Origin of the sequence: Rhodothermus marinus (genome assembly GCF_009936275.1) — a bacterium.
Classification (GTDB): Bacteria; Bacteroidota; Rhodothermia; order Rhodothermales; family Rhodothermaceae; genus Rhodothermus; species Rhodothermus marinus_A.
This window is the reverse complement of the sequence record NZ_AP019797.1, coordinates 2,136,151-2,160,552: the sequence shown is the minus strand read 5'-3', so window position 1 is coordinate 2,160,552 and position 24,402 is coordinate 2,136,151. Positions and strand designations below refer to the sequence as shown.

The following is a 24,402-nucleotide window of genomic DNA, read 5'->3' as shown; positions in this document are numbered from 1 at the left end:
CGTAATCGATAAAGTTAAGAAGTTTGGGAAGATCGGCGGAAAAAATGACCGTTTCGTCCTCAACGGCCGACATCTTTTTCCCCCAGCTTCAGGCTGTGCAGGATGTTGAGGTAGCTGTAGTAGCGTTCTTCGGAGATTTCGCCGGACGCGACGGCCGCCTTCACCGCACAGTCCGGTTCGTGTTCATGCGTGCAGTCGGGGAAGCGACAGGCAGAAAGGTAGGGGCGGAATTCCACGAAGTAGTGGGACAGCTCGGCCGGCTCCAGGTCGGTCACGCCGAACTCCCGGAGTCCGGGCGTATCGACCACGAAGCCGCCGATCGAAAGCGGGTAGAGCGCCACGTAGGTGGTCGTGTGGCGTCCCTTGCCGGTCTTTTCGCTGACCGGCGCCGTGCGGATGTTCAGGCCCGGCTCGATGGCGTTCAGCAGCGATGACTTGCCCACGCCCGACGGTCCGGTCACCACGCTGGTCTTGCCGCGCAATGCTTCGCGGAGCTCGTCCAGCCCTTCGTCGGTCACCACGCTGGTGCGCAGGACGCGGTAGCCCAGGTCGGCGTACAGGCGCTCCAGCGCCTCGATGGCCGGCCGGTCTTCTTCGGTCATCAGATCGATCTTGTTGAGGATCAGGCCGGCGGGGATTGCGTAGCGTTCGGCGGCCACCAGCACGCGGTCGATGAAGCCGGGGTTCGGCTCGGGCAGGTGCACGGCCTGCACGATCCACACGAAGTCGATGTTGGCGGCGATTACATGGCGCAGGCTGTGCCGGCGACCGGCGGCGCGGCGCGAAAGCTCGTTGCGCCGCGGGTGCACGTCCACGATCAGGCCGGTGCCATCCGGGTTGAGCCGCACCTTCACCCGGTCACCGACCACCACCGGACTGGTCGTGTCCATGCCGGCAAGCCGGAACTTGCCCCGGACGCGCGAGGGAATGACGCGCCCGTCGGCCTGCACGTCGAACCAGCTCCCGGTGGCCCGGATGACCGTGCCTTCCAGAATTTCTCCGTTGTGCTGCTTTGTCATAGCCGTTCCTTTTTTGAAACCTCTCGGATCCACAACTCGTCTACTGCAACAGTCTGGAATGTAACCCGGAGGCGTTCGTCATGGAAACTCCCCGTTACGAGGACGTTCGGAACGCGTTTGCCCGGCTTCGGCTGGAAGATAAGGCGCGATTTCTGATCGAAGCGACGGCCGCCACGCTGGCCGATGGCATCGAGACGGCCGGCGCATTGCTGGCACGCGGACTGGAGCGCTGCATGGAGGCCTGTCAGCGGAAGACGGCCACCGGTTCAGCCGGCGGCGCGGCAACCGAATCCTGAAACCGAGGCCCCGATGGAACGCCCGCGTCGCATCATCGAGTTCGAACAGCTCAACGCGCTTGGTAAAACGGTCTTCGTGGCCGGGATGGCTGCCCACGCCGGAAAAGGATTGCTGAAGCGGTTGATCCGGCACGTGGCCCGCATCGCGGTCGAGAGCAAGCGGGCCTTCGAGCAGGGGATGAACCCCGACATCGAGGAAGCCCGCGTGATCGAAGAAGCACCATCCGAAAGACCTCCGGAAAAGCAAAACCCTTCGACAGCGGCCTCGTGACGATCGTCTTCCGGCCGAAAGTCGATCGCTGGCTGGCGGCTCTGCTGGTGGGGGCTTTTCTGTCGCCCTGGATGCTGGCCGGCTGGCTGACCTACCGGGGCGATGAAGAAATCGCCCTGGTGCTGGTGCTGGTCGGCGGCATGGACCTGTTCCTGGCGCGGGCGCTGCTCTGGCCGATGCGCTACGAAGTAACGCCCGAAGCCGTCGTCGTTCGGTCGGGTCTGGTGCGCCTTCGCGTTCCGTATGGTCGGATTCAGCGCATCGTGGCGCATCATCCGTTGCGAGACCTTTCGCTGCTGCGGGCGCTTTCGCTTGGTCTGTCCCTTCGCGAAGCCCTGCGCATCGAGTATGGCCGCATGCGTCGACCGAGTTGGCTGGTGATCGCCCCCCGAAGACGCGGACGCCTTTCTGGAAGCGGTGGCCCGGCACGATCCGGCACTCCACCGCATCGGGCCGCGCGAGCTGGTGCGCATCCAAAAAGAAAACGGGCATGAAACTGCCGGAGCAGTTCATGCCCGTCGGTTATTCGGCGACGACCGTACCTGACGAGGCGCCGTTGGCCGGCACGGGCGCCCGCTCGGCCTCCGGCACGCGGTAGACCTCGTTCGGGTCGCGCACGGGCTCGGGCTCCAGCGCCCGCTCCAGCACTTCGTGCACGCGCCGGACGTAGACGATCTCCAGCCCTTCGAGCGATTCCGGTTTGATCTCCTCGATGTCCTTCTGGTTCTTCTCCGGCAGGAGCACCGTCTGGATGCCGGCCCGCTTGGCGGCCAGTACCTTCTCCTTGATGCCGCCCACCGGCAGCACCAGGCCCCGGAGCGTGATCTCGCCGGTCATGGCCACCGTGTGCCGCACGCGGCGCTGCGTAAAGAGCGAGGCCAGGGCCGTCAGCAGCGCCACACCGGCCGAAGGCCCGTCCTTGGGCACGGCGCCCGCCGGCACGTGCACGTGCACGTCCCAGTAGCGGAACGCGTCGAGCGGGATGCCCAGCTCCTCGGCGTGCGCCTTCACGTAGAAGTAGGCCAGCTGGGCCGATTCCTTCATCACGTCGCCGAGCTGGCCGGTGAGGATCAGCCGGCCGTTGCCCCGGGCGGCCGACGCTTCGATGAAGAGGATGTCGCCGCCCACCGGCGTCCAGGCCAGGCCGGTCGCCACACCGGGCTCCTCGGTGCGCTCGGCCACCTCCGAGAAGTACTTCCGGGCGCCGAGGTACTCCTTCAGGTCGCCTACGTCCACGTGCGCCGATTCGATTTCGCCCATGGCGATCTTCTTGGCCACGCCGCGGACGACCGAGGCGATCGTGCGCTCCAGCTGGCGCACGCCCGACTCCCGCGTGTAGCCGTCGATGATCTCACGGAGCGCTTCGTCCGTGATGCTGAACTGTTCGGGCTTGAGCCCGTGCTGCTCGACCTGCCGCGGCACCAGATAGCGCTTGGCAATCTGGAGCTTTTCATCCTGCGTGTAGCCGCTGATTTCGATGATCTCCATCCGGTCCCGCAGCGGCGCCGGGATCAGATCCAGGTAGTTGGCCGTCGCGATAAACAGCACGCGCGACAGGTCGTAGTCCAGCTCCAGGTAGTGGTCGCTGAAGGCGTAGTTCTGCTCGGGGTCGAGCACTTCCAGGAGCGCACTGGCCGGATCGCCCCGGAAGTCGGCGCCCAGTTTGTCGATCTCGTCGAGCATGAAGACGGGGTTGGACGTGCCCGCCTTCTTGATGCCCTGGATGATGCGGCCGGGCAGGGCGCCCACGTAGGTTCGCCGGTGGCCGCGGATCTCGGCTTCGTCGCGCACGCCACCGAGGCTGACGCGGACGAACTTCCGGCCCAGCGCCCGCGCGATGCTCTTGCCCAGGCTGGTCTTACCCACGCCCGGCGGCCCGACGAAGCACAGGATGGGCGCCTTCATGTCGCCCTTGAGCTTGAGCACGGCCAGGTACTCCAGGATCCGCTTCTTGACCTGCTCCAGCCCGTAGTGGTCCTCGTCGAGGATGCGCTGGGCCTCCTGCAGGTCCAGATGGTCTTCGGAGTACTCCAGCCAGGGCAGCTCAAGGATCCAGTCGATGTAGTTGCGGGTGACCGCGTAGTCGGGCGAGGCCGGGTTCATGCGGGAAAGCCGCTCGATCTCCTTGAGCACCGCCTTACGGGCATGCTCGGGCAGCGGCTTTTCCTCGGCCCGCTTGCGCAGCTCCTCGATCTCGGCCATTTCGTCGGCCTCACCCAGCTCCTCCTGGATGGCCTTGAGCTGCTGCCGCAACAGGTACTCCCGCTGCTGCCGATCGACGTCGCTCTTGACCCGCGAGCGGATCTCCTGCGACAGCTGCAGCACCTGCAGCTCGCGCGACAGATGCTGCATGAGCAGGTCGGCCTGCTCCAGGATCGAACGGGCCTCCAGCAGCTGCTGCTTGGCGGCCACGTCGATCGGCAGGTTCGAGGCGATGAAGTAGATCAGGAACGAAGGCGACTCGATGTTCTGGATCGCGTAGGCCGCCTCGCTGGGCAGGTTCGGCGACAGGTTGACGATCTGGACGGCCAGCTCCTTGATGGAGCGGACGCGGGCCTGGAGTTCGACCTCGTCCACTCCTTCGATGCTGTCGTCCAGCGGCCGAACCTTCGCCACGAAGTACGGCTCGGTCTGGATGTATTCCTCTATCTCAAACCGACGCCGCCCCTGAATGACGATCGACTTCGATCCGTCCGGCATCTTGATCAGCTTCAGGATCGAAGCGACCGTTCCCACCCGGTACAGGTCGTCCGGCGTCGGGTTTTCGACCTCACTGTCCCGCTGCGCCACGACGCCGATCAGCCGATCGCCCGCGAACGCATCGCGCACGAGCTTCAGCGAGGCGTCGCGACCGATCGTGATCGGCAACACCACACCCGGATAGAGCACCGTGTTGCGCAGCGCCAGGATGGGCAGGGTCTCCGGCACCTCCTCGGCGCTCATCGCCTTCTGCTCATCCGGCGTGGGCAGCGGAATGCTCTGTTCCGGATCGTCGTCCAGCAGATACAGCAGATCTCCGTACGGCATCGTTTCCCGGTTCCACATGGTGCAAATAAGGTTTGGCGCGAAGGTATGCCACCCCGGCGAAAGGCTGACAACTTGCGCGAAGCCTTTCCTGCCAGAGGGCTATGCCGGGAGGGTCAAAAACCAGACCGGCCGGCTGGGGCTGCCATTATGACGCACGCTGTCCGCAGAGCCGGCGGATGACCTGCGCGAGCGCCTCCAGACGGAAGGGTTTCTGCAACATGGCGTCGATCAATCCGCGCTCGGCGCGCACCTCGGTATCGCCGGTGATCAGCACGATAGGCAGCTGGGGATACTGCGCGCGAATCTGGCGGGCCAGCTCCACGCCGCTGACTTCGGGCATGCCCTGGTCGGTGAAGACGATGTCGAACGCTTCCCGCTCCAGATGCGCCAGCGCCTCGGCGGCCGAGGCGGCCTGGACGACCGTGTGGCCGTGCAGGGCCAGCAGGCGCGTGAGCACGTTGCGTACGCCGGGTTCGTCGTCGACGAGCAGCACGCGCACGGGCGGTACGGGCGTCTCTTCCTGCACCACGGTGGGCGTGTGCGCCGGCGCTTCGGCCGGCGGGAAGTACAGCGTGAACGTCGTGCCATCGCCGGGCGTGCTTTCCACCTCGATGGAGCCCTCATGCTCGCGTACGATCCCGGCCACGATGGCCAGCCCCATGCCCGACCCTTCTGGCTTGGTGGTGAACAGCGGCTCGAAGATGCGGCGGCGGACGGACTCGGGCATGCCGATGCCGGTGTCGGATACACGCACGATCACCCCCCGCTCCTTATCAAAATCAGTCGCAATCCGCAGCGTACCGCCCTGCGGCATGGCCTGGACGGCATTCAGGATCAGGTTGGTGAACACCTGACGCAGTTCGGAGGCGACGCCCCGAACAGGCGGGACCGGCTCCAGTTGCGTTTCCACCCGGATGTCGATACCCTGTCGCCGCGGCTCGTTGTACCAGTAGGGACGGGTGAGCATGAGGCATTCTTCCAGAAGCGTGGGCAGGTCGATAGACTCAAGCGCCGTGGGTTTTTCCTGGCGGACGTACTCCTGCAGCTTGCGCATCAGGGCTGCCCCGTCACGGGCCGCCTGTTCCAGGGCCTTCAGGTGATGGGTCACTTCTTCAGAGAGGGCCTCCGGGGGAAGCGAGCGACGTAGCAGATCCAGATGGCCCAGGAACGTCATCAGCAGGTTGTTGAAATCGTGGGCAATGCCCAGCGCCATGCGCCCCAGCGTCTCTAAGCGATGCCGCTGGTTCTGGCTGTAGGTCAGGCTGGAGGGCTCGACCAGGAGTTCGACGGTGACCACCAGCGCCACCGGCTCGTCGCCGTGCGTGGGCAGCCGTACCGGGATCAGGTTGAAAAGCGACGGCACCGGCTCGTCGCGGCCGGGCAGTTGCAACATCAGCACCTCGTGCAGGATGCGCTGGCCCTGGGCGGCCTGTGCCAGCAACTCCCGAAAGCGAAGCTGATCCTCCCGGGAGAGCCGCTGCCAGGGCGCGGCCAGGCGGCCGAACAGTTCCTCCCAGGCCGGGTTCGCCTCGTAGCAGATCCCCTCGGGCGAGAGTGTGGCAATAAACAGGGTCGGCTCCGAGGTGAACTCGGGCGCATGACTGCTGATGGTCTGAGAGGGTGGGTGCGAAGAAGACATGACGAAATGGCCCTTTCCGGGGCGTTATGTCCGGATTGTCAACAAATTAGGACATGGGCGGACGGAATACAAGGGGAAATGTACGCAACCTGGACGACCGGCTCGGCGTAGCCTGTCCACCTCGAAGCATTCCGAACACGAAAGATCTATGGCGGGCAACCTCAACTTTCCGGGAAACGAACCGCAGCGCATCGACATCGAGCTACCCGAAGAGGTGGCCGAAGGGCGCTACGCGAATCTGGTGATGATCGCCCATTCGGCCGAGGAGTTCATTCTGGACTTCATCCGCATCATGCCGGGGCTGCCCAAAGCCCGGGTCCAGAGCCGCATCATCATCACCCCGGCGCACGCCAAACGGCTGCTCCGGGCGCTGGCCGACAATATCGGCCGCTACGAGGCCACCTACGGCGAAATCGAAGTGCCCGAAGCCGGTCCGCCGATTCACTTCGGGGGGCCCGGTGGCGAGGCCTGATCAGGTGCGCGTCCGGGCGACGAGCACCAGCGCGCCCGCCAGAAACACCAGGTGCGGCAGCCAGGCCACCAGCAGCGGAGGTAGCGTCTCGGTGTATCCGAAGGGTTCGATCAGCTTCTGCAGCGCCAGGTAGGCGAAGGCCACGCCTAAGCCGATGCCGATCTGGATGGCCTGGCCGCCGCGCCGCCGTACGGAGGCCAGCGGCACGCCGATCAGCACCAGGATCAGGTTGGCGAAGGGATAGGCGAACTTGCTGTAATAGGCCACCAGCGGGCGTCCCAGGTGGCCGGCACCCGAGCGACGCAGGGCGGCCAGATGGGCGGCCGCGTCGGGTAGCGTCATGGCCTCCACTTCCCGCTCGGTGCGCGCCAGATCGCGCGGGTAGAGCGGCAGGTCCAGTTGCTGGTGGCGTACCGGCCGGCGCACCTCGCGTCCGTCCGGCTCAAAATACCGGGCAATGCCTTCGGGTACCATCCATGCCTGAAGGGAGTCGTTCCATTCCATGCGGGGGGCATCGAGCCGGTAGACCAGCCGCCGGCCTTCTGCAAATTGCTGCAGCGAGACGCGATAGGCGATGCGCCGCTCACGGTCGTAGTAGCCCACCGAGAGAAACTGACCGGGCCGCGCCTGGCGATGCAGGTGGCTCAGATCGAACTGGCGCGGGGTCTTCGACAGGTATTTCTCGTCGAAAGCCACGACGGTGCGGTTCGTTACCGGCACCACCCAGCCGTTGAACCAGAACATGAACCCGGTAAGGACCAGACCCAGCGCGACGTACGGGCGCAGCAACCGGTAGAGCGAGACGCCGCTCATCTGCAGCGCCACGATCTCCAGCCCCTGTGCCATGCGCCCTGTCACGTACAGGCATGCCAGAAACAGCGCCAGCGGTGAGGTCAGCCGCACAATCTCGGGGATGTAGCTGGGGTAGTAGACCAGAAAAACCTCGCGCATCGAAGCGCCCCGATCCATGAAGTCGTCGATGTACTCGACGTAGTGAAGCACGATGAAAAAGACAATCAGGGCACCCGTGAAAAACAGATACCCGAGCAGCAGGCGACGAACGATATGGCGGTCGATCAACGTCATGCGCGAACAACCCGCAAAAAAGTAAATTTCGCTGCAGGCAGGGTGGATTCTTTAGCCCCGGGCATGTACTTTTAGACAATCCATTCAGTTCACGCAGTCCGAAAGATCCATGAAACTGCACGAGTATCAGGCCAAGGATATTCTGCAACGCTATGGCGTGGCCACGCAGCCCGGTTACGTGGCCCGCACCGTGGAGGAAGCGGTCGAAGCCGCTCGCCGTCTGCAGCAGGAGCACGGCTACGAGCTGTTCGTGGTGAAGGCGCAGATCCATGCCGGCGGTCGTGGTAAAGGTGGGGGCGTCAAGCTGGCGAAGGGCATTGAGGAGGTGCGCGAAAAGGCCGGCGCCATTCTGGGCATGAACCTGGTCACGCCCCAGACGGGCCCCGAAGGGCAGAAGGTGCGGGCCGTGCTGGTGGCCGGCGCCGTCGATATTGCGAAGGAATACTACCTGGGCATTACGCTGGACCGCCAGCGGAGCCAGAACGTGATCATGGCCTCGACGGAGGGCGGTGTGGAAATCGAAGAGGTGGCCGCCCGGAGTCCCGAAAAGATCCTGAAAGTGTGGGTGGATCCCACGATCGGCTTGCGCCCGTTCCAGGCGCGTCGGCTGGCCTTCGGACTGGGCTTCGAGGGCAACGCCTTCAAGCAGGCCGTCCAGTTCATCCAGGCACTCTATCGGGCTTACGAAGAGACCGACAGCTCGCTGGCCGAGATCAACCCGCTCGTGCTGACGAAGCAGGGCGACGTGGTGGCCGTTGATGCCAAGATCAACCTGGACGACAACGCGCTTTTCCGGCATCCCGATCTGGCCGAGCTTCGCGACATCCACGAAGAAGACCCGCTGGAGGTCGAAGCCAGCAAGTACCGGCTCAACTACGTGCGGCTCACCGGAAACGTGGGCTGCATGGTAAACGGTGCCGGGCTGGCCATGGCCACGATGGACCTGATCAAACTGGCGGGCGGCGAACCGGCCAACTTCCTGGACGTGGGCGGCGGGGCCAGTCCGGAGACCGTGGAGGCCGGCTTCCGCATCATCCTGAAGGACCCGAACGTCAAGGTCATTCTGGTGAACATTTTCGGCGGCATCGTGCGCTGCGACCGCGTCGCCCGCGGTATCGTCGAGGCAGCCCGCAAGGTCCAGATCAACGTGCCGCTGATCGTGCGGCTGCAGGGCACCAACGCCGAAGAAGCGCGTGCCATTCTGGAGCAGAGCGGCCTGGAGATCGAAACGGCCACGCTCTTCAAAGAGGTGGCCGACAAGGTGAACCAGGCGCTGCAGCGCGTAGCCGCAGCCTGAAGGGAGACGTTATGCCGGCCCGTATGCAACAACTGACCGGTACACTGGAAATTCGGGAAGGACTGGAAGGGCTGACGCCCGGGCGCATCATGACGCTCTACCGGCGGGCGCCCCTGCTGCGACCCGTCGACGACCCCGGGCGCGTCTGGCAGATGTTCGAAAATTCCTCGCTGGTGCTGACGGCCTGGCACGACGGCCGCCTGGTGGGCATTGCCCGCGTGCTGACTGACGGGGTGCTCTACAGTTACCTGTGCGACCTGGCCGTCGAGCCGGATGTGCAGGGACTGGGCATCGGCCGCCGGCTCATCGAGGCCGTGCTGGAACGCTGCAGAGGGACCGAGCTGGTGCTGCGCGACTCGGACATCTCGGCCGGCTTTTACGCCCGGCTGGGCTTCGAGCGCGTTCACAACGCCTGGATGCGCCGCGCCTGATCTCAGGCGCCCACCAGCTCCAGTTCCTCCGCGGGCAGCACCTGCAGGCTGGCCTCGACCGAGCGCACGCCCGACACCGATTGTACCACGTCCAGCAGGCGGCGACGGGCCGCTTCGCCCCGCACGAACCCGTACAGCGTCACGTGTCCTTCCAGGACGTACACGTGCACGCTGGTGGTTTCGGCGAGGGCCCTGTCCGCCTCAATGCGCCGGGCCAGGCGGCGCGCCAGTCTGCGGTCGGCGCGTGTGGCTTTGGAAAAGCGATGCCAGAAGGCAAATCTACCCATAGGCTCCAGGGTGGACCCTTCGGCCCGACCCCGTTGGTGAAAAAGAACAGACTGCAGGAACGGCTCCTAAATTTCCAGAACCACAGGCGTTCCTCTTTGACGGCTTTTTAACGATAGCAACGGCCGGTGATAAAAGAAAGATTTGTGCAAAAAATGTGGAAAAATTCAGGGGTTACAGCAACTGCTGGAAGCGGCCGCGGATGTCCGAGCGCGGCTGGCGCAGGCGCAGCAGGTCGCGCAGGCGTCCGCTTTTGACATACAGCTCAAACGCATAGGACTGATAGCGGCCGAAGGGAATCCACGAAAGACTCATCTGCCAGCAGCCCAGGTCGCGTACGATGAACAGGCTCGTCGTGGACAGCTCGCCCCGGACGAAGTCGTAGCCGCCGCGTCCCTGGACTTTCCACTTTGGCGTCAGATTGAAATCGAACGAAACATTCAGAATGGCGCTGCGGGTCAATCGCTGGGCCGGATGGCTCATGCTGTAGCTGAAGTTCAGATTGAGCGACCAGGGAATGGAAAAGTCGGCGTAGTGCAGAGCCGGATCGAGCAGGGACGGGATCGGGCTCGTGATGGGGTCCGGGCTGAACGGGTCGCCGAAGCGGGCACGGGGTGGCGTGCCGGCTTCGGCGCCGGACAGACGGGTACGGCTTCGGAGGCTGAGGGAAGCGCTGAGCCGGAAGCTGGTAATGCGGGCCAGACGGCCACGGCGCAGGTCGAATACATAGCGATTGACGGTCCGTCCGTCGGGCGCCAGCGCATAGGGCGAAAGCACCAGCGACGAATTCAAACTCAGCGGCCCCAGTGCCGAGGTGCGTGCGCTGATGTTGATCGAAGACAGCCGCAGCGAATCGGCGGCAAAGTTGTAGCTGGTCGAAAGGTCCACATTGAGCAACTGGAGCGTCTGGCGCTGGACGTTGCCGGTAGTGTCGGTGCGGACGCGCTTCGTCTCGAATACGTTGCCCAGCGAGAAGGACAGGCTCTGCGTACGGCCCACCGGCACGCCCGACACGATGGAATAGCGCACTTCGCGGCCGGTCGTGTCCCGATAGGTCCGCATGTAACCCCAGAAGTCTGAGGAAAAATCCGGGCGATAGGAGAAGCTCAGGCTGGGTCGCACGGTGTGGCGCAGGCCCTCGAACGGCCCGACACGCACCGGAAACAGGCCGTAAATGGTGGTCGAGGCCGACAGGCCTGTCGAAAACTGGCGCAGCGCAAAAAAGCCGGGCACGGAGCGGGTCACTATGCGGCCTGTGCTATCGACGCTGCGACGCTCGGTGCGAATGAACCAGTCTTCCTGATAGTTCAGGCTGGTCGAAAAGGTGACCGGAAACGGGCGGTTGAGCACGGGCAGTCGCCGCATCGAGAAGCTGGCCGATACGGGAATCCGGTGCGTGGCGCGAAACTGAAACGGCACGTCCTGGCCGGTGGCCCGCCGATAGGCGCTCGGTGAAAACAGTGCGTCATACCAGGAGATGTCCAGTGCGCTGGTGTCGCCGCGGGCCAGCAGCGTCTCGTCGGGCAACGGGGTAAAGTTGAACTGGTTGTTCAGGGTGCCGCTGTAGCTGACCGTGATGCGTTCGTACCAACGCTCGCGGCTTCCGGTGCCGCGCCGGAACGGCTTAAAAGCGCGTTGCGAGAAGGAAAGCTGGGGAAAGCTGAGCTGCACGGCGCCGGTGGTCAGCACTTCCTGATGTGAGAGAGACAGGTTGAGCGAGCGACCGGCCTGCGACCAGCTCTTGCTGTAGCGAATGTTGGAGGAGATGGTCTGGCGCACCCGGTCGTCGTAGCTTTCGGAGATGGCCCGCAAGTAGCTGGAGGTGGTCAGGTTGACGTTGGCGGAGAAGTTGGCCGAGGGGCCGAGCGTCTGGTTGTGCGTCCAGCGAAACGAGGCCGTGTTGGTGACGCTGAAGTCCGGATCGCCTTTTTCGCCGCTGCGGTTGTGCAGGTAGTCGAGCATGAGCTGGCCGCTGAAGGCGTAGCGCTTCGCGTAGCGAAACAGCGGACTGATCTGCCAGCTTCCCTTTGTCCATATGCCCCCGCGAATCTGCAGGTCCATGTAGTCGCTGATGGCCCAGTACCAGCCCCAGCCGCGCAGGTAAAAGCCCCGTTCGTCTTCGCCGTACTGCACCGGCAGCGGTCCGCTGCGCCGTCCCTCGATGGCCGGTAGAAACCCGAAAGGCAGCCAGAGCGGAGTGGGAATGTTGAACAGGTACAGCTGGATGGGGCCGGTGTAGATCCATCGCCCCTCAACTTTCATCTTGCTGGTGCGCAGCGAGTAGGAGGGCGCCCGGCCGTCGGTGCAGGGACAGGTAGAGTAGGTGCCGCCCTGCACGTAGAGCACGCTGTCTTCGGTGACTTTGACCACGCGGGCCTGCAGGTATCCGTCTTCGATGCGGGTCTGTGCGCCCACCACGCGCCCGCGCTCGGTGCGCAGGTTGTAGCGAAGTTCCTGACCGGTGAATGTGTCGCCTCCCTGGCGGAACTGCGGACGGCCGACAATGCCGGTATCGACAGGCAGGCCGGTCGCCCGCAATTCTTCCTGATCGAACAGCAGGTCGATTCGATAGGCGGTCAGTTCCAGATCCCGGTATTGCACGCGGGCGTCGCCAACGAGGTGGCCCTGATCGCCTTCAGGCGTGTCGAGCAGCAGCACGAGCGAATCGCGGGCGCTGAAGTGCACGCCGTCGTCGGCCGCCGGACGCGTCGCAACACCGGCGGGTTGCGCCCGGGCCGAAACGACCGGGAGCAGCATGAGCAACAGCCATCCCCACCCGCAGCGCATCAGAGCTATGCCTTTGCGTGGACGACGGTGGGAATGCACCGGGCAGTGGACGGCGAGTTCCCGGCTCAGGCTTCCAGGTCTTCGCGGGGATGTTCCAGAAGTTGAAAGACCAGTTGCGCGGCGCCCAGCATACCGGCCTCGTTACCCAGCGTTTCGCGGACGATTTCCACGCGGTCACGCAGGGCGGGGATCACGTAGCGGCGAAGCGTCTGGCGGGCCGGCTCCAGGATGAAGTCGCCCGCGGCCGACACGCCACCGCCCACTACGATCTTGTGGATGTCGAGCAGGTTGACGGCCGCCGCCAGCACGCAACCCAGCTTGTGTCCGGCCCAGGCCAGCACTTCGCGGGCCGGTTCGTCGCCGGCCTGTGCGGCCTCGAAGAGGATGCGCGGATTGATGTCGCGCAGGTCCTCGCCGGCCATCTGATGCACGAGGCTGTTCCGTTGCGTGAGCAGCCGATAGCGGGCGTAGTGTGAGAGAAAACGCTGGCCGATGTAGGCCTCGATGGAGCCGGCGATGCCGTAGCGATCGAGCGGCCCTTCGTAGTCGATGCTCATGTGGCCGATTTCGCCGGCACCGCCCGTAGCGCCTCGAAAAATACGGTTTCGATAGATGATGGCCCCGCCCACGCCGGTGCCCAGCGTGACCATGATGAACGAGTCGAATGGTCGGCCGGCCCCGTAATGCGCCGAGCCCAGTCCGGCCAGGTTCGCGTCGTTCTCGACGAAGATCGGCAGCGCGAGGCCCAGGGCTTCCTGCAGTTCCTTCCGCAGATCGACGATGCCCCAGCCGGGCAGGTTGGGGGGATAGATGACGGCGGTGCGTTCCCAGTTGACGGTTCCCGGCGCGCCGATGCCGACGCCCGCGATCTCCCGGTTGGGGGCACGTTCGATGAGTGCCTGCACCATCTCGGCGATCCGGCGAATGACGTGCGCCGGTCCTTCTTCGGCCTCGGTGGGGCGGCTCAGTTCGTGCTGGATGCCCACGCCGCGCTCCACCAGGGCGGCCTTGATGGTGGTACCCCCCAGATCGACGCCAACGGCAAAAGACGGAATGGAAGCCATAGGCCTTTGCAGCTATTCTTCGACGCGGTAGATCGTTTCGCCCGGGTGGCGCATGCCGTACTGCTCACGGGCGATGCGCTCGACCATTTCGTCGGACACGCCGTGCTCCAGTTGTTGCTGAAGCGAGTCGATTTGCGCGCGCAGCGCTTCGTTCTGGGCACGCAGGCGCGCCGCTTCGTAGCTCCACCGAATGCGCCGATAGAGGCTGTGGCTGTCGAGGAAGGCAAGCCAGATGAAAAGCAGCAACAGCCCCAGCCCGACGAGCAGGCGGCGTCGCCGGCGCCGCCTGCTCGTGGCGTGCATGTCGGTGTAGCGGGGTACGGACACGGGTTACACGTGGAAAGCTTTGCGTCCCAGGAAACGGGCCGTGTCGCCCAGTTGCTCCTCGATGCGCAGCAACTGGTTGTATTTGGCAATGCGGTCGCTTCGGCTGGCCGATCCCGTCTTGATCTGGCCGGTGTTGGCGGCCACGGCCAGATCGGCGATCGTGGTGTCCTCGGTTTCGCCGGAGCGGTGGCTCAGGATGGCCGTGTAGCCGTGCTTGTGGGCCAGTTCGATGGCGGCCAGTGTCTCGGTGAGCGTACCGATCTGGTTGGGCTTGATCAGGATCGAGTTGGCACAGCCGCTGTCGATGCCGCGCTGCAACCGCTCGGTGTTCGTCACGAACAGATCGTCGCCGACGAGCTGTACGCGATGCCCCAGTCGCTCGGTCAGCAGGCGCCAGCCTTCCCAGTCGTCTTCGGCCATGCCGTCTTCGATCGAGATGATCGGATACTGGTTGACCCAGCGCTCCCAGAAGGCTACCATGTCTTCGGACGTGCGCTTCGTATCGGGGTCGCTCTTCCAGAAGACGTAGTAGCCGTCCCGGTACATTTCGCTGGTAGCCGGGTCGAGCGCCAGGAAGACATCCTCGCCGGCGCGGTAGCCCGCTTTTTCGATGGCTTCGAGGATGACTTCGACGGCCTCTTCGTTGGCCCGCAGATTCGGGGCGAAGCCGCCCTCGTCGCCCACGGCCGTGCTGTAGCCCTTCGACTTGAGCACCTGCTTCAGGTGATGGAAGATCTCCACGCCGATCCGGAGCGCCTCGGAGAAGCTACCGCCGCCCACCGGCGCGATCATGAATTCCTGCAGGTCCAGGTTGTTGTCGGCGTGGCGCCCGCCGTTGATGATGTTCATGAGCGGTACGGGGAGCGTCCGGGCATTCGTGCCGCCGACGTACCGGTAGAGCGGCAGGTCGGCCGTGGCGGCGGCCGCCTTGGCCACGGCCAGCGAGACGCCCAGGATGGCGTTGGCGCCCAGCTTACTCTTGTTGGGCGTGCCGTCCAGCGCGATGAGCGCTTCGTCGATGGCCGCCTGCTCGAAGACACTGAAGCCGGTCAGTTCCGGCGCAATCTTTTCGTTCACGTTGGCCACGGCCTGGAGTACGCCTTTGCCCAGGTAGCGGCTCTTGTCGCCGTCGCGCAGCTCCACGGCCTCGTGCTCGCCCGTGGATGCACCGCTGGGCACGGCCGCGCGGCCTACAATTCCTTCGTCCGTGATGACGTCCACTTCCAGCGTCGGATTGCCCCGGCTGTCGAGTATCTGTCGGGCAATGATTTCGTCGATGTACGCCATGGTCGGCTTAACGCATGTTGGGTTGGCTGAGCAGGACGCCCCAAAGTTCGCGATCTTTTCGGCAAAGCTCAAGAGAAATGGCCGGGAAGGAAAGCGCTTTGCGCAAAAAAGGTAAGGGCACGGCCTGCCGTGCCCTTACCTTGAAGTCGCTCAGCGTATCCGATCAGGAAGAAGGCGGTGGCTTGACGGTGGTCTCCTCGTTGATCCAGGCGTAGCAGCCGTAGTCGATCTTGTAGGGCTGGCCCACCTTCCAGCCTTTGAAGAAGAGGGCTTCCTGATCCGGGAAGTACTTACTATAGGTGCTGATCTTGCGGTTGGCCTCGTTGGCCACCGAGGGGTCTACGCGCTTGGCCCGCTCGTAGTAATCGACGGCCAACCAGTAGACGGCGCGGTCCTCGCGTTCGAGCTGACTACCGCATTCCGTGACGGCCTGGGCGTACAGGTCGCCGATGGCGATGTAGGCTTTGCCAAAGTTGGGATCGACCTGCAACGCCCGGCGGAAATAGGTGCGCGCGTTGGCCAGGCGTCCGAGCTGCTGCTCGGCCACGCCGGCGTTGTAGTACAGCTCGCGAGCAATTTCGTCAACACCCGGCGCCTGCATGGCCTGGCGAAAGTACTCGAGCGCTTTGGCCGGCTCGCCATCGTCCAGGTAGAGCTTGCCGACCATGTGATAGGTGCGCGCGTCCTTCTTGAGCGCCAGCAGGCGATCGGCCAGCCGGTACATCTTCTCACGCTCGCCGAGCTGGCGGTAGATGTTGAACAACTCGGAGATGATCTCCAGATTCGTCGAGTCTTTGGCCAGCCGGTCTTCCAGGAAGGCCATGCGTTCTTCGGGCGATTGGAAGAGATTGTCGCGGACCGTCGTGATGTATTCCATCAGCGAAGCCCGTTCCGGATCGTCGCCCAGCGCCGCCTCGACCTGGTCCATGAAGTCGACGGCTTCTTCCTTCTTGCCTTCCTTGACCAGCTCGGCAATGACCACCTGAATGGAGTAATCGTCGACGCGCTCGGGAGCCAGCTCAAACGCCTTGCGGTAGTACTCGGCGGCTTCCGCCTGGCGGTCGGCCAGCAATTCCGGATAGCGCTGAATGAGACGGCCCCGGCGGATATACCAGGTGACCGTGTCGAGCTCGACGCCGCGGGCCGGGAGCACTTCCAGTGCCATGTCAAAATAGGCCAGGGCCGAGTCGAGGTGTGCCCGGGCGAATTCCGGATCGTCGCTGGCCTTGGCCAGTTCTTCATGCGCCTTGATAATGCGCTCGAAGTTACGGTCGTCTTTGCGACCCGGTCCGGCATACTCGGGTGCATGCTGGATCATCCAGCGCAGGTAGGGCAGGGCGGCCTCGTAGTCGCCGTTTTTGAAGTACTCGTAGTACAGGCTGTAATTGACGGCCTTGGTCTGCTCATCGACCGTCTCCTGCTGGGACTGCTGGGCGGCCACTGGCTGGGCCTGGGCACTGAAGGCCATCAGAAACAGGCCAAGCAGACCGCCCCAGAGGCTTTTTCTGTGGACTTGCCCGGTGAGCGTCCCTGTTGCCCGGATCATCATCGTTGTTCACCGGCTGGTTGGCAGATGTCAGTTAAAGCGTCGTTGCAGGAACCATCGTTCGCCTACGTTCACGCTCAACCCGATGCGATAGTACGTGTCCCGCACCAGGTTGTGCGCCGTCGTGCCGCGCGTTCCTACTTCCAGATTGATGTCAAGGCGCGTGCCGGGAAACAGCGTCGGAAAACTCAGCCCGCCCGTCAGGGCCAGCGTGCGCAGCGAGACACCCGGTCTCGGTGCCACGTATGCCTGCTCCCAGAAGACGCCCAGACGGTAGGCTACCTGGTGAAAATACGGAGCAGAATAATCGGTTCCGGCCGGCAGGTATTCAAGTCCGGCCGACAGGCGCAGGCGATCTTTGAAGAGATTTTCGCCGTTCGGATCGTAGCCGGCAAAATCCAGATCGCTCCGGAAGCGCGACCAGGGTTCGTAATGCCCGTCCACTACCAGCGTCCAGCGATTGTCCTGCTGGTAGGACACACCCAGCGCCACCGAAAGCGGCAGATGAACGTCGCCGCGCTGGGTGGTGCCCAGCGTGTCGCGGTCGAGGCTTTCGCCCAGCGTGTAGACGCGCGTGGCGCGTAGCACGGTGGGGGTCGAGACCGTCAGTCCCACGGCCACCCCGTCGGAGCCCCGGGTACCGGTCGGCAGGCGAAGCAGCAGGCCCGCCGTGGCCCGCACGCCGGCCATCCGCGTGGAGGTGGCAAACAACGTGGGCAGGTATCCCGAAGGAATGACCCCGGGCAGTTCCGGATCGAAGAACCGGGTGCGTTGCGTGTGTTCGATGATGCCAAAGATCAGATCGGCACTTACTCCCACGCTGAGTCGAGGATGCAGGTAGAGACCCAGCCCGGCATTGAGTTGCTGCAGGCCGCCTTCGCCTGCATAGTCGATGCGGGTCTGGACTGTGTCGCCCAGTTCCGGGATGATCTGGCGGGTACCGGTACGTACCAGGTAGTTGGCGCGGGTGTAGGGGCGGAAGGCCAGGCCTACACCGATCCGGCGTGCCCGGAGGGGAAAGCTGAACTGTACGGCGTGCAGCGCGCCGGAGCCCAGCGAGGCGGTGTTGCCCGAAGCGTCGGTGGCCCGCAGCCGCTGAAAGACCACGGTTCCGCTGGCCCGGGTAAGCACCTGATCGGACCAGGCGGCCGGATTGCTCAGGTTCAGGTAGTTCAGGTTGAACAGACCGGCACCGCCCCCGCCCATTGCCTGGAGCTGGGACGACGCATAATCGAGCCGGCTTCCCAGACCGAAGCGCGAATACACGGATCCTTCCCCGGTGTGCTGGGCGGCGACCGGCATGGCCACTCCCAGCACCAGGAGCAGGCCGATCAGTCGGTGGAACGCAGGCATGTTCATGGTGAAGGCGGCGTAACCATCAGAATCAGGGTGGGGCGCAACGTCGGCCCGGCGTAGAGCAGCAGGGGGCCGAGTGTATTGTCGTCGGTGGGAAATTCCAGCTGGAGATACCGGACGGGCGTCTCGCCGAGCATGAGCCGCTGGAGCGTCTGCAGCGAGGTGCTGCCCAGCCGGAACCGAAGCCGTCCGCCTTCCGGCGTGGTCGTCGCTAGGACGATCGGCTCGCCCAGCGAGGTGACCGGCACGTTGCCCTCGGCATTGACGCCGATCAGGCGTACCGTTGCCGGAAGCGGTCGCACAAAGCTCGCCGGCGCCTGTTTCAGCTGCATCGAGTCGATCGGCACCTCCAGCACGGCCGCATGCAGGCCGGCCTCCTGCACGCTGTCGGCCGAAAAGTCAAAACGCAACCGCACCACCTGACCGAGACCGTCCTGCAGCAAAACCCGATCTTCCGGAAGCGAGGGAAGGCTTTCGCGGGCTACAGTGGTCAGCACCTTCGACGCGGTGAGCGTGACCGTGTCGGTCGCCGTGAACACCAGCAGCCGGATGTCAGAAAAGCGAAACCCCACGACCGCATTGCCCTCGCCCGGGGCCAGTTGGAAGCCATGAAAGCTCGTCGAAAAGGTGCTGCTCCGGAAAGTGGTGTCGTGGGCGGCAATCCATTCAGGGGGCAGATCGACTTGGACGAGTGTGTCGGTGGGCGCGAACGAGAAGGTGCGCACCGGCGGACCGGCGCTCAGCGTCGTATCGGTCCCGACGCCGGCGTAGGGCCAGTCTTCCGTCATGTCGTGCAGTGCCAGCGTTACCGAGCCGAGCGTGTCGCCGTAGACGTAGTCCCGGGGCAGCTCCAGGCGGACGCCGACGATCGTGGTATCGACGAGAGCAGTGCCGCTCATCACGAAATCCACGTAGCCGGTGGCCGAAAGCGTCCCGACCAGTGGATCGGCCACGCGGCCGGCCAGCACCCGCGCGGTGTTACCCGTCCGGTCTTTCTGGGAGGCTACCAGCACCGAGTCGGCCGGCAGGCGCACGGTAACGGGCAGGCCTTCTTCATCGATCAGACCGATACCTACCGCCGACGGATCATCGCAACCCGTCGCCAGCAGCAACAGCAGGGCGCAGCAACTCCAGACAGAGGAACGTCGCATGGAAACTTTCACCTGAGCCATGGGCATCGGCTTAAGAACGATGCCCGGCCGTCGTTTCGTGTTCGAGAAAGGCAAAAGCCCACCCGACAGGGTCGAGGGGCTTGCCCACGGTCTGAAACCGTGCGGTTAACGCAGGAGCTACGGGCAGGTTTTCCCTCAGGCCGGCACGCTGCTGAGCAACTGTTCATAAAGCGCGGTCGCCTGCTCGACCACGGCGTCGGGCTCGGCCGCAAACTGCACCGCGTCGCTCTCGGCGGGCTGGAGCGCGGCCGGATAGGCGACCACCTCGGCCAGCGCGCGGCCTGCCTCGTCCAGCGAACGATCGAGCAGGCGCTCGTCTTGGGGCAACTTCAGCTTTGCCAGCACGGCTTCGGTCAGGCGCGCCTTCAGCGTGAGGCCGTCCGGCGTGTAGATGCGGCGTGCCCGTTCGAACAGCGGATCTTCCGCGTACTCGGTGCTCAGCAGCAGGGGCACCAGTCCCGCCAGGCTTCCAAAGGCGTGCACGATGTCCGGCGCCCAGCCCAGCTTCCGGACGGTCTCCAGCACGGCCCGGCCAAAGAACAACGCCCGGGACACGTTGTCCGGAAACTCCGTCCCTTCCTTGTCGGCGTAGACGCCTTTGCGCTTGAAAAAGCGCGTGTTGTCCATGAAGTAGACCTGCAGCCGGATGCCGGGAATCGAGGCCACCTTGACCTTCAGCGTCTCCCGGTCTTTGCCAATGGGCACGTGCGTGCCCGACAGCCGAATGACTTCGTGCAAGCGGTTCCGGCGCTCACTGACGATGCCGTAGCGAGGCATCATGATCCGCGGCTCCACGAGCCCGGCCTCCTGCAACCGCTCCGGCAGCAGGCGGGCCAGCTCGGCTACCGCCGTAACCTGAGCATAGGGGACGATTTCGCTTGAGACGAACAGAATGCGCATTGGCTGAGCCATGTCCGCTTCCCGGTAGGATTGATGAGGAAAATGTCCGCTCCGGTATCACATGAATACCGGACGGTTACAATTTACGAAAATCATAACGGATATTCAAGATAGATGTTTAAACGATTGGAATTTACGGGAGGCTTCGGTGCGGCTGAGCAAAGCGGCGCGCGCAAAACGGGGCGGGCACAAAAACGGCAGCAAGGTCGGCCGTTCAGGTGCGCACGTGCGCAAAATGTACGGGGAGTTCGGCCTGTAGCAGGCGCCGGGCGGTCTCATAACGGACGTCCACGACGCGGCCGTCCACTTCCAGTTTTTCCGGTCCGTCGCAGTCGTGCCAGTAGAGCGTCAGGTGTTTCAAGGGGGAACGGTAGGCGCCTTCCGCGTCGGCTTTCAGGGAAAGCGTCGTGGTGCTGGCCGCGAGTGTGAACGTGGTGCGCCGAAACGCGCCGGATTCGTACGCCCACGAATGCCCGTCGTCTTCGTAGAGGGTGCCGCCGCCCGTGCCGGGGTAGACGTGGAGTTCCAGCGTGTCGCAGGGCTCGTCGGTGTGCTGCAGCGCAGGACCCAGGGGCAGGACGGCACCGGCCCGAACAAAGACGGGCAGTACGTCCAGCGGTGCTTCTACCAGCACGTCGGCGGGGCCTTCGTAGCAGCGATCGCTCCAGAAGTCGTACCAGCGTCCGGCCGGCAGGTAGAGGCGCCGGCTCCGGGCGCCCTGCTCCAGCACGGGCGCCACCAGCAGGTGCGGTCCCAGCAGGAAGGTGTCTTCGATGTCGTGCGTGCGCGGATCGTCGAAGTAGTGCAGCCAGAGCGGGCGCAGCACGGGAAGGCCGGTGTGCCGATGTTCGTCAAAGCAGGTATAGAGGTAGGGGAGGAGACGGTAGCGCCACGTCAGGTACCTGTGGGCGATGGCTTCGACCTCTTCGCCGAAACTCCAGGGCTCCTGAGCCGGGGTGCCGTGGGCCGTGTGCGTACGAAACAGCGGTGAGCAGGCGCCGAGCTGGATCCAGCGGGCATACAGCTCGGGCGTAGGTGTGCCGATGAAGCCGCCGATGTCGCTTCCGGAGAAGGGTTCGCCGCTGAGCCCCAGCGAGAGCATCATGGTGAGCGCCTGGCGCAGGTGCGACCAGTCTGCCACGTTGTCGCCGGTCCAGACGCAGGCGTAACGCTGCACGCCGGCATAGGCCGCCCGGGTGATCACGAAGGGGCGCCGGTCTGGCGCGTGCCGCCGGCAGGCCTCCCAGACCGCGCGGGCCATGAGCAGACCGTAGACGTTGTGGGCTTCCCGGTGCGTGCCGCCCCGGCCTTCAAGCCGGTGCACGACCAGATCGGGCATGGTGCCGCCGCCGAACACGGAGGGCTCGTTCATATCGCACCAGAAGCCGGCCACGCCCGTCTGAAGGAATTCGCCTACGTAGCGCCCGAACCAGTCCCGCGCCTTCGGATCGGTGAAGTCCGGAAAGTAACAGCGTCCCGGCCAGACCTCCCCGGCGTACAGCCGGCCGTCCGGGTAGCGCACGAACACGTCCTCGGCCAGCCCCTCGTCGTGCAGCCGGTAGCCTGGATCCACCTTGACACCGGGATCGACGATCGTCACCAGCCGCACGCCTTCCCGTCGCAGGTCTTCCGCCAGTCGCTTCGGGTCGGGGAAGCGTTCCGGATCCCAGGTGAAGATCCGGTAGCCGTCCATGTAGTGAATGTCGAGGTGGACCACGTCGAGCGGCAGACGGCGCGCCCGGAACTCGGCCACCAGTGCCCGCACGACGGCCTCCGGGTAGTAGCTCCAGCGGCTCTGGTGATAGCCCAGTGCCCAGCGGGGCGGCAGCGCGAAGCGACCGGTCAGCCACGTGTAACGGGCCAGCACGTCGGCCGGGGTGGGGCCGGCCAGGAAGTAGTAAACCAGCTCGCCGCCGTCGGCGCCGAAGCTCACGTGCTCCGGAGCCCGCCCGCCGAAGTCGAACCAGGAGCGAAACGTGTTGTCGAAGAAAATCCCGTATGCTTCAAAGCGCTGATCGCCCCCCGGGCACAGTGCCAGATAGCAAGGAATCGTTTTGTAGAGGGGATCGTCCCGCGTATCGTAGCCCGAGTCGTCCGTGTTCCAGTTTTCGTAGGCGCGGCCGGTGCGTTCGAGCCGTCCGGTCTTTTCGCCCAGTCCGAAGAAGCGTTCGCCTTCGGCGCGACGTTTCCAGACGGCAATGCGGTCGGCTTCCCACACCGGTCCGAAGCTGTCGGCCACCAGCGGCGTGCCCGATGAACCTTCGAAGTGGAGCCGCACCGGATCACGCTGCACGACCACCCGCCAGGCGCCCTGGCTCAGCACCAGGCGGTCTTCCCCGCGGTGAAGCGTCACCGAAGGCGGGGCGGCTGCAAAGCACTCCGGCCGCACCGCATAGGAAAACGGATGCATCGGGAAAGGTCGTCCGTCCGGATGCACCCACACCCGGAAGATGCCGTCCGCGAGCGCCTGGATGCGCAGGCGAGCCGGGCCGGCCTGCAGTTCCAGGCCACCGGCGATGGGCTGACTGGCTGTAAGCGCTCCGAGCGACTCCATGGGCAAAGCAGTGAGCAGCAGGTTCTGAAGAATGCCGGCTCCCAAGATACGAAAGTTGCTGGCAAGGAGCCATGAATCTTTGTCCGTCCCTGGCGGTACACGTCCGCAGACAAACACGAGTCGGTTGGCCAAGATGAAGGCAGTAGAACGAGTACGAGCGGTACAGCCGGAGCTGGGACTGGCCCTAGGCGGTGGCGGCATGCGGGGCTGGGCCCATATCGGCGTGCTCTCCGTGCTGGAGCGGTACGGATTGCGGCCGGGCGTGGTGGCCGGATGCAGCGCAGGTGCGCTGATCGGCGCTTTCTACGCTTTCGGTTATTCGGTGGAGCAGATGAAGCAGCTCATGCGGGAGCAGCGCACACGGGCACTTTTTTCGATTCGATTCGATGGACAGGGCCTGATTTCCAACGAACCACTCCGGGAATACCTCCGCTATCACCTGCAGGACTGTCGTTTCGAAGACCTTCCGGTGCCTTTCTACGTGGTGGCGACCGACCTGGAAAGTGGCAAGGAGGTGATCTTCAGTCGGGGACCGGTGGTGGATGCGATCCTGGCCTCTTCGGCCATTCCGGGGATCTTTGCGCCGGTGGAGATCAACGGGCGGCTGCTGGTCGACGGCGGTCTCTGCAACAATGTGCCGGTCAGCCCCCTCGTGCACCATGGCGCCCGTTACACGATTGCCGTCCGGCTGCATCGGGAGAGCACGGCGCTGGAGCCCTCGCCGGTCAAGCGCCGCCGCAACGGAGAAGACGACGCCGAAGGGCGACGGATCAGCCTGGGCATGTGGAGCGAGCGCCTTTCGCGCACGTTCCGGCGCAACGGCAGCGAGCGGCAGCCCAACGGCTTCGACGTGCTCGGTCGCGCCATGGAAATTGTCGTCACGCAGCTGGAGGGCTACCGGCTGCAGGCCTGTCGGCCGGATGTGCTGATCACGCCGGACGTGTCGCACGTGGGCATGCTGAGCCTCTGGGAAGAGAAAGAAGAAATCTTCCAGCGGGGCGTGGCAGCCGCCGAGGCACAGGCCGACGCGCTCAAAGCCATGGCCCGCAGGTTGACGAAAGCAACCGCGACGACGGAAACGTCATGACGACGCAGCGATCCGACCTCGAAGCACAGCACGGCATCGTGCTGTTCGACGGGGTGTGCAACCTCTGCAACGGGTTCGTCAACTTCGTGATCGACCGGGACCCGGCCGGTTACTTCAAGTTCGGGGCGCTTCAGTCCGAGGCGGCGCGGCCCTACCTGGAACGCTTCGGTCTCCGGCCGGACTATATGGACAGCATCGTGCTCATCGAAAACGGCCGGCTCTATCGGGATTCGACGGCGGCGCTTCGCATTTTGCGGCGGTTGCAGGGCCTCTGGCCGTTGCTCTATGGGCTGATCGTGGTGCCCCGACCGTTGCGCGACGCAGTGTATCGCTGGATTGCCCGGCATCGCTACCGCTGGTTCGGGCGCCGGGAGCAGTGCCGCGTGCCCACGCCGGACCTGCTGGCCCGCTTTCTGGAATCGCCGCTGAACGTGTCATCGGAAGCTGAACAGAAAAGCCCGGCCGCCTGAGCGACCGGGCTTCCTGTCGGAGGGATTGC

At 64.6% G+C, this 24,402-nt stretch carries 22 protein-coding genes; 8 read left to right on the top strand and 14 right to left on the bottom strand.

What is annotated here, in order from left to right:
* Positions 1-59 precede the first annotated feature (59 nt).
* The gene (rsgA, locus tag GYH26_RS09385; RefSeq protein WP_161541425.1) at positions 60-1,019 is read right to left on the bottom strand and encodes a ribosome small subunit-dependent GTPase A; all 960 of its coding nucleotides are present in this window, start codon (positions 1,017-1,019) and stop codon (positions 60-62) included.
* Positions 1,020-1,099: 80 nt separating this feature from the next.
* Here rsgA and GYH26_RS09380 point away from each other — a divergent pair, with 80 nt between their 5' ends.
* The 3 genes from GYH26_RS09380 to GYH26_RS09370 are packed head-to-tail and all read left to right on the top strand — an operon-like array spanning position 1,100 to position 2,080.
* A complete protein-coding gene (locus GYH26_RS09380; RefSeq protein ID WP_012844198.1) occupies positions 1,100-1,315 on the top strand; it encodes a hypothetical protein in 216 nt (71 codons plus the stop codon).
* A gap of 13 nt (positions 1,316-1,328) precedes the next feature.
* Entirely contained in the window at positions 1,329-1,586 is a 258-nt protein-coding gene (locus GYH26_RS09375) for a hypothetical protein (RefSeq protein WP_161541424.1), read from the top strand.
* Positions 1,583-2,080 (top strand): hypothetical protein, encoded by a 498-nt coding sequence (locus GYH26_RS09370; protein ID WP_242006361.1) that lies wholly within the window; start codon positions 1,583-1,585, stop codon positions 2,078-2,080. Before GYH26_RS09375 ends, GYH26_RS09370 begins: the two co-directional genes overlap by 4 nt.
* Positions 2,081-2,108: 28 nt before the next feature.
* Here the strand turns inward: GYH26_RS09370 and lon are convergent, their stop codons facing one another.
* Positions 2,109-4,631 (bottom strand): endopeptidase La, encoded by a 2,523-nt coding sequence (lon, locus tag GYH26_RS09365; protein ID WP_161541423.1) that lies wholly within the window; start codon positions 4,629-4,631, stop codon positions 2,109-2,111.
* A 127-nt stretch (positions 4,632-4,758) separates the two neighbouring features.
* Positions 4,759-6,252, bottom strand: a complete 1,494-nt coding sequence (locus tag GYH26_RS09360; RefSeq protein ID WP_161541422.1) for an ATP-binding protein — start codon at positions 6,250-6,252, stop codon at positions 4,759-4,761.
* Between the two features lie 148 nt (positions 6,253-6,400).
* On the opposite strand from GYH26_RS09360, the gene GYH26_RS09355 reads away from it, so the two are divergent.
* Entirely contained in the window at positions 6,401-6,724 is a 324-nt protein-coding gene (locus GYH26_RS09355) for a DUF3467 domain-containing protein (RefSeq protein WP_161541421.1), read from the top strand.
* On the opposite strand, the gene GYH26_RS09350 is transcribed toward GYH26_RS09355, so the two are convergent.
* On the bottom strand, positions 6,725-7,810 hold the full coding sequence (locus GYH26_RS09350; RefSeq protein WP_161541420.1) for an LptF/LptG family permease: 1,086 nt from the start codon (positions 7,808-7,810) through the stop codon (positions 6,725-6,727).
* 109 nt (positions 7,811-7,919) lie between these two features.
* Between GYH26_RS09350 and sucC the strand changes: the two genes are divergently transcribed.
* Together sucC and GYH26_RS09340 are read left to right on the top strand one after the other, a co-directional pair.
* Positions 7,920-9,107: an ADP-forming succinate--CoA ligase subunit beta gene (sucC, locus tag GYH26_RS09345; protein WP_161541419.1), complete on the top strand. Its 1,188-nt coding sequence runs from the start codon at positions 7,920-7,922 to the stop codon at positions 9,105-9,107.
* An 11-nt stretch (positions 9,108-9,118) separates the two neighbouring features.
* Entirely contained in the window at positions 9,119-9,538 is a 420-nt protein-coding gene (locus GYH26_RS09340; RefSeq protein WP_161541418.1) for a GNAT family N-acetyltransferase, read from the top strand.
* Between the two features lie 2 nt (positions 9,539-9,540).
* Here the strand turns inward: GYH26_RS09340 and GYH26_RS09335 are convergent, their stop codons facing one another.
* The 10 genes from GYH26_RS09335 to GYH26_RS09290 all read right to left on the bottom strand — a co-directional run bounded on the left by GYH26_RS09335 (position 9,541) and on the right by GYH26_RS09290 (position 22,816).
* Positions 9,541-9,825 (bottom strand): BON domain-containing protein, encoded by a 285-nt coding sequence (locus GYH26_RS09335; RefSeq protein ID WP_161541417.1) that lies wholly within the window; start codon positions 9,823-9,825, stop codon positions 9,541-9,543.
* A 172-nt stretch (positions 9,826-9,997) separates the two neighbouring features.
* Positions 9,998-12,610: a putative LPS assembly protein LptD gene (locus GYH26_RS09330; RefSeq protein WP_161541416.1), complete on the bottom strand. Its 2,613-nt coding sequence runs from the start codon at positions 12,608-12,610 to the stop codon at positions 9,998-10,000.
* Positions 12,611-12,675: 65 nt separating this feature from the next.
* Entirely contained in the window at positions 12,676-13,674 is a 999-nt protein-coding gene (locus GYH26_RS09325; RefSeq protein ID WP_161541415.1) for an ROK family protein, read from the bottom strand.
* Between the two features lie 12 nt (positions 13,675-13,686).
* A complete protein-coding gene (locus GYH26_RS09320) occupies positions 13,687-14,001 on the bottom strand; it encodes an FtsB family cell division protein (RefSeq protein WP_242006357.1) in 315 nt (104 codons plus the stop codon).
* Between the two features lie 3 nt (positions 14,002-14,004).
* Positions 14,005-15,288, bottom strand: a complete 1,284-nt coding sequence (gene eno / locus GYH26_RS09315) for a phosphopyruvate hydratase (RefSeq protein WP_012844185.1) — start codon at positions 15,286-15,288, stop codon at positions 14,005-14,007.
* Between the two features lie 163 nt (positions 15,289-15,451).
* Positions 15,452-16,837, bottom strand: a complete 1,386-nt coding sequence (locus GYH26_RS09310; RefSeq protein WP_161541414.1) for a tetratricopeptide repeat protein — start codon at positions 16,835-16,837, stop codon at positions 15,452-15,454.
* A gap of 27 nt (positions 16,838-16,864) precedes the next feature.
* A complete protein-coding gene (locus GYH26_RS09305; RefSeq protein WP_161541413.1) occupies positions 16,865-18,193 on the bottom strand; it encodes a hypothetical protein in 1,329 nt (442 codons plus the stop codon).
* A complete protein-coding gene (locus GYH26_RS09300) occupies positions 18,190-19,341 on the bottom strand; it encodes a DUF4270 domain-containing protein (RefSeq protein ID WP_242006355.1) in 1,152 nt (383 codons plus the stop codon). Before GYH26_RS09300 ends, GYH26_RS09305 begins: the two co-directional genes overlap by 4 nt.
* A gap of 156 nt (positions 19,342-19,497) precedes the next feature.
* Positions 19,498-20,274, bottom strand: a complete 777-nt coding sequence (locus GYH26_RS09295) for a glycogen/starch synthase (RefSeq protein WP_161541411.1) — start codon at positions 20,272-20,274, stop codon at positions 19,498-19,500.
* A gap of 202 nt (positions 20,275-20,476) precedes the next feature.
* Positions 20,477-22,816: a glycoside hydrolase family 31 protein gene (locus GYH26_RS09290; RefSeq protein ID WP_161541410.1), complete on the bottom strand. Its 2,340-nt coding sequence runs from the start codon at positions 22,814-22,816 to the stop codon at positions 20,477-20,479.
* Between the two features lie 133 nt (positions 22,817-22,949).
* Here GYH26_RS09290 and GYH26_RS09285 point away from each other — a divergent pair, with 133 nt between their 5' ends.
* Both GYH26_RS09285 and GYH26_RS09280 read left to right on the top strand, forming a co-directional pair.
* Positions 22,950-23,903 carry a patatin-like phospholipase family protein gene (locus GYH26_RS09285; protein ID WP_161541409.1) on the top strand — a complete coding sequence of 318 codons (954 nt, stop codon included), beginning with the start codon at positions 22,950-22,952 and terminating at the stop codon, positions 23,901-23,903.
* The gene (locus GYH26_RS09280; RefSeq protein WP_161541408.1) at positions 23,900-24,373 is read left to right on the top strand and encodes a thiol-disulfide oxidoreductase DCC family protein; all 474 of its coding nucleotides are present in this window, start codon (positions 23,900-23,902) and stop codon (positions 24,371-24,373) included. The genes GYH26_RS09285 and GYH26_RS09280 overlap by 4 nt, the downstream gene beginning before the upstream one ends.
* Positions 24,374-24,402 lie beyond the last annotated feature (29 nt).

What these genes read in the sequence shown, in the direction of transcription:
- rsgA (WP_161541425.1), bottom strand. Translation starts at nt 1,019, where the DNA reads ATGACAAAGCAGCACAACGGAGAAATTCTGGAAGGCACGGTCATCCGG.
- GYH26_RS09380 (WP_012844198.1), top strand. Translation starts at nt 1,100, where the DNA reads ATGGAAACTCCCCGTTACGAGGACGTTCGGAACGCGTTTGCCCGGCTT.
- GYH26_RS09375 (WP_161541424.1), top strand. Translation starts at nt 1,329, where the DNA reads ATGGAACGCCCGCGTCGCATCATCGAGTTCGAACAGCTCAACGCGCTT.
- lon (WP_161541423.1), bottom strand. Translation starts at nt 4,631, where the DNA reads ATGTGGAACCGGGAAACGATGCCGTACGGAGATCTGCTGTATCTGCTG.
- GYH26_RS09360 (WP_161541422.1), bottom strand. Translation starts at nt 6,252, where the DNA reads ATGTCTTCTTCGCACCCACCCTCTCAGACCATCAGCAGTCATGCGCCC.
- GYH26_RS09355 (WP_161541421.1), top strand. Translation starts at nt 6,401, where the DNA reads ATGGCGGGCAACCTCAACTTTCCGGGAAACGAACCGCAGCGCATCGAC.
- GYH26_RS09350 (WP_161541420.1), bottom strand. Translation starts at nt 7,810, where the DNA reads ATGACGTTGATCGACCGCCATATCGTTCGTCGCCTGCTGCTCGGGTAT.
- sucC (WP_161541419.1), top strand. Translation starts at nt 7,920, where the DNA reads ATGAAACTGCACGAGTATCAGGCCAAGGATATTCTGCAACGCTATGGC.
- GYH26_RS09340 (WP_161541418.1), top strand. Translation starts at nt 9,119, where the DNA reads ATGCCGGCCCGTATGCAACAACTGACCGGTACACTGGAAATTCGGGAA.
- GYH26_RS09335 (WP_161541417.1), bottom strand. Translation starts at nt 9,825, where the DNA reads ATGGGTAGATTTGCCTTCTGGCATCGCTTTTCCAAAGCCACACGCGCC.
- GYH26_RS09330 (WP_161541416.1), bottom strand. Translation starts at nt 12,610, where the DNA reads ATGCGCTGCGGGTGGGGATGGCTGTTGCTCATGCTGCTCCCGGTCGTT.
- GYH26_RS09325 (WP_161541415.1), bottom strand. Translation starts at nt 13,674, where the DNA reads ATGGCTTCCATTCCGTCTTTTGCCGTTGGCGTCGATCTGGGGGGTACC.
- eno (WP_012844185.1), bottom strand. Translation starts at nt 15,288, where the DNA reads ATGGCGTACATCGACGAAATCATTGCCCGACAGATACTCGACAGCCGG.
- GYH26_RS09310 (WP_161541414.1), bottom strand. Translation starts at nt 16,837, where the DNA reads ATGATGATCCGGGCAACAGGGACGCTCACCGGGCAAGTCCACAGAAAA.
- GYH26_RS09305 (WP_161541413.1), bottom strand. Translation starts at nt 18,193, where the DNA reads ATGAACATGCCTGCGTTCCACCGACTGATCGGCCTGCTCCTGGTGCTG.
- GYH26_RS09300 (WP_242006355.1), bottom strand. Translation starts at nt 19,341, where the DNA reads ATGCGACGTTCCTCTGTCTGGAGTTGCTGCGCCCTGCTGTTGCTGCTG.
- GYH26_RS09295 (WP_161541411.1), bottom strand. Translation starts at nt 20,274, where the DNA reads ATGGCTCAGCCAATGCGCATTCTGTTCGTCTCAAGCGAAATCGTCCCC.
- GYH26_RS09290 (WP_161541410.1), bottom strand. Translation starts at nt 22,816, where the DNA reads ATGGAGTCGCTCGGAGCGCTTACAGCCAGTCAGCCCATCGCCGGTGGC.
- GYH26_RS09285 (WP_161541409.1), top strand. Translation starts at nt 22,950, where the DNA reads ATGAAGGCAGTAGAACGAGTACGAGCGGTACAGCCGGAGCTGGGACTG.
- GYH26_RS09280 (WP_161541408.1), top strand. Translation starts at nt 23,900, where the DNA reads ATGACGACGCAGCGATCCGACCTCGAAGCACAGCACGGCATCGTGCTG.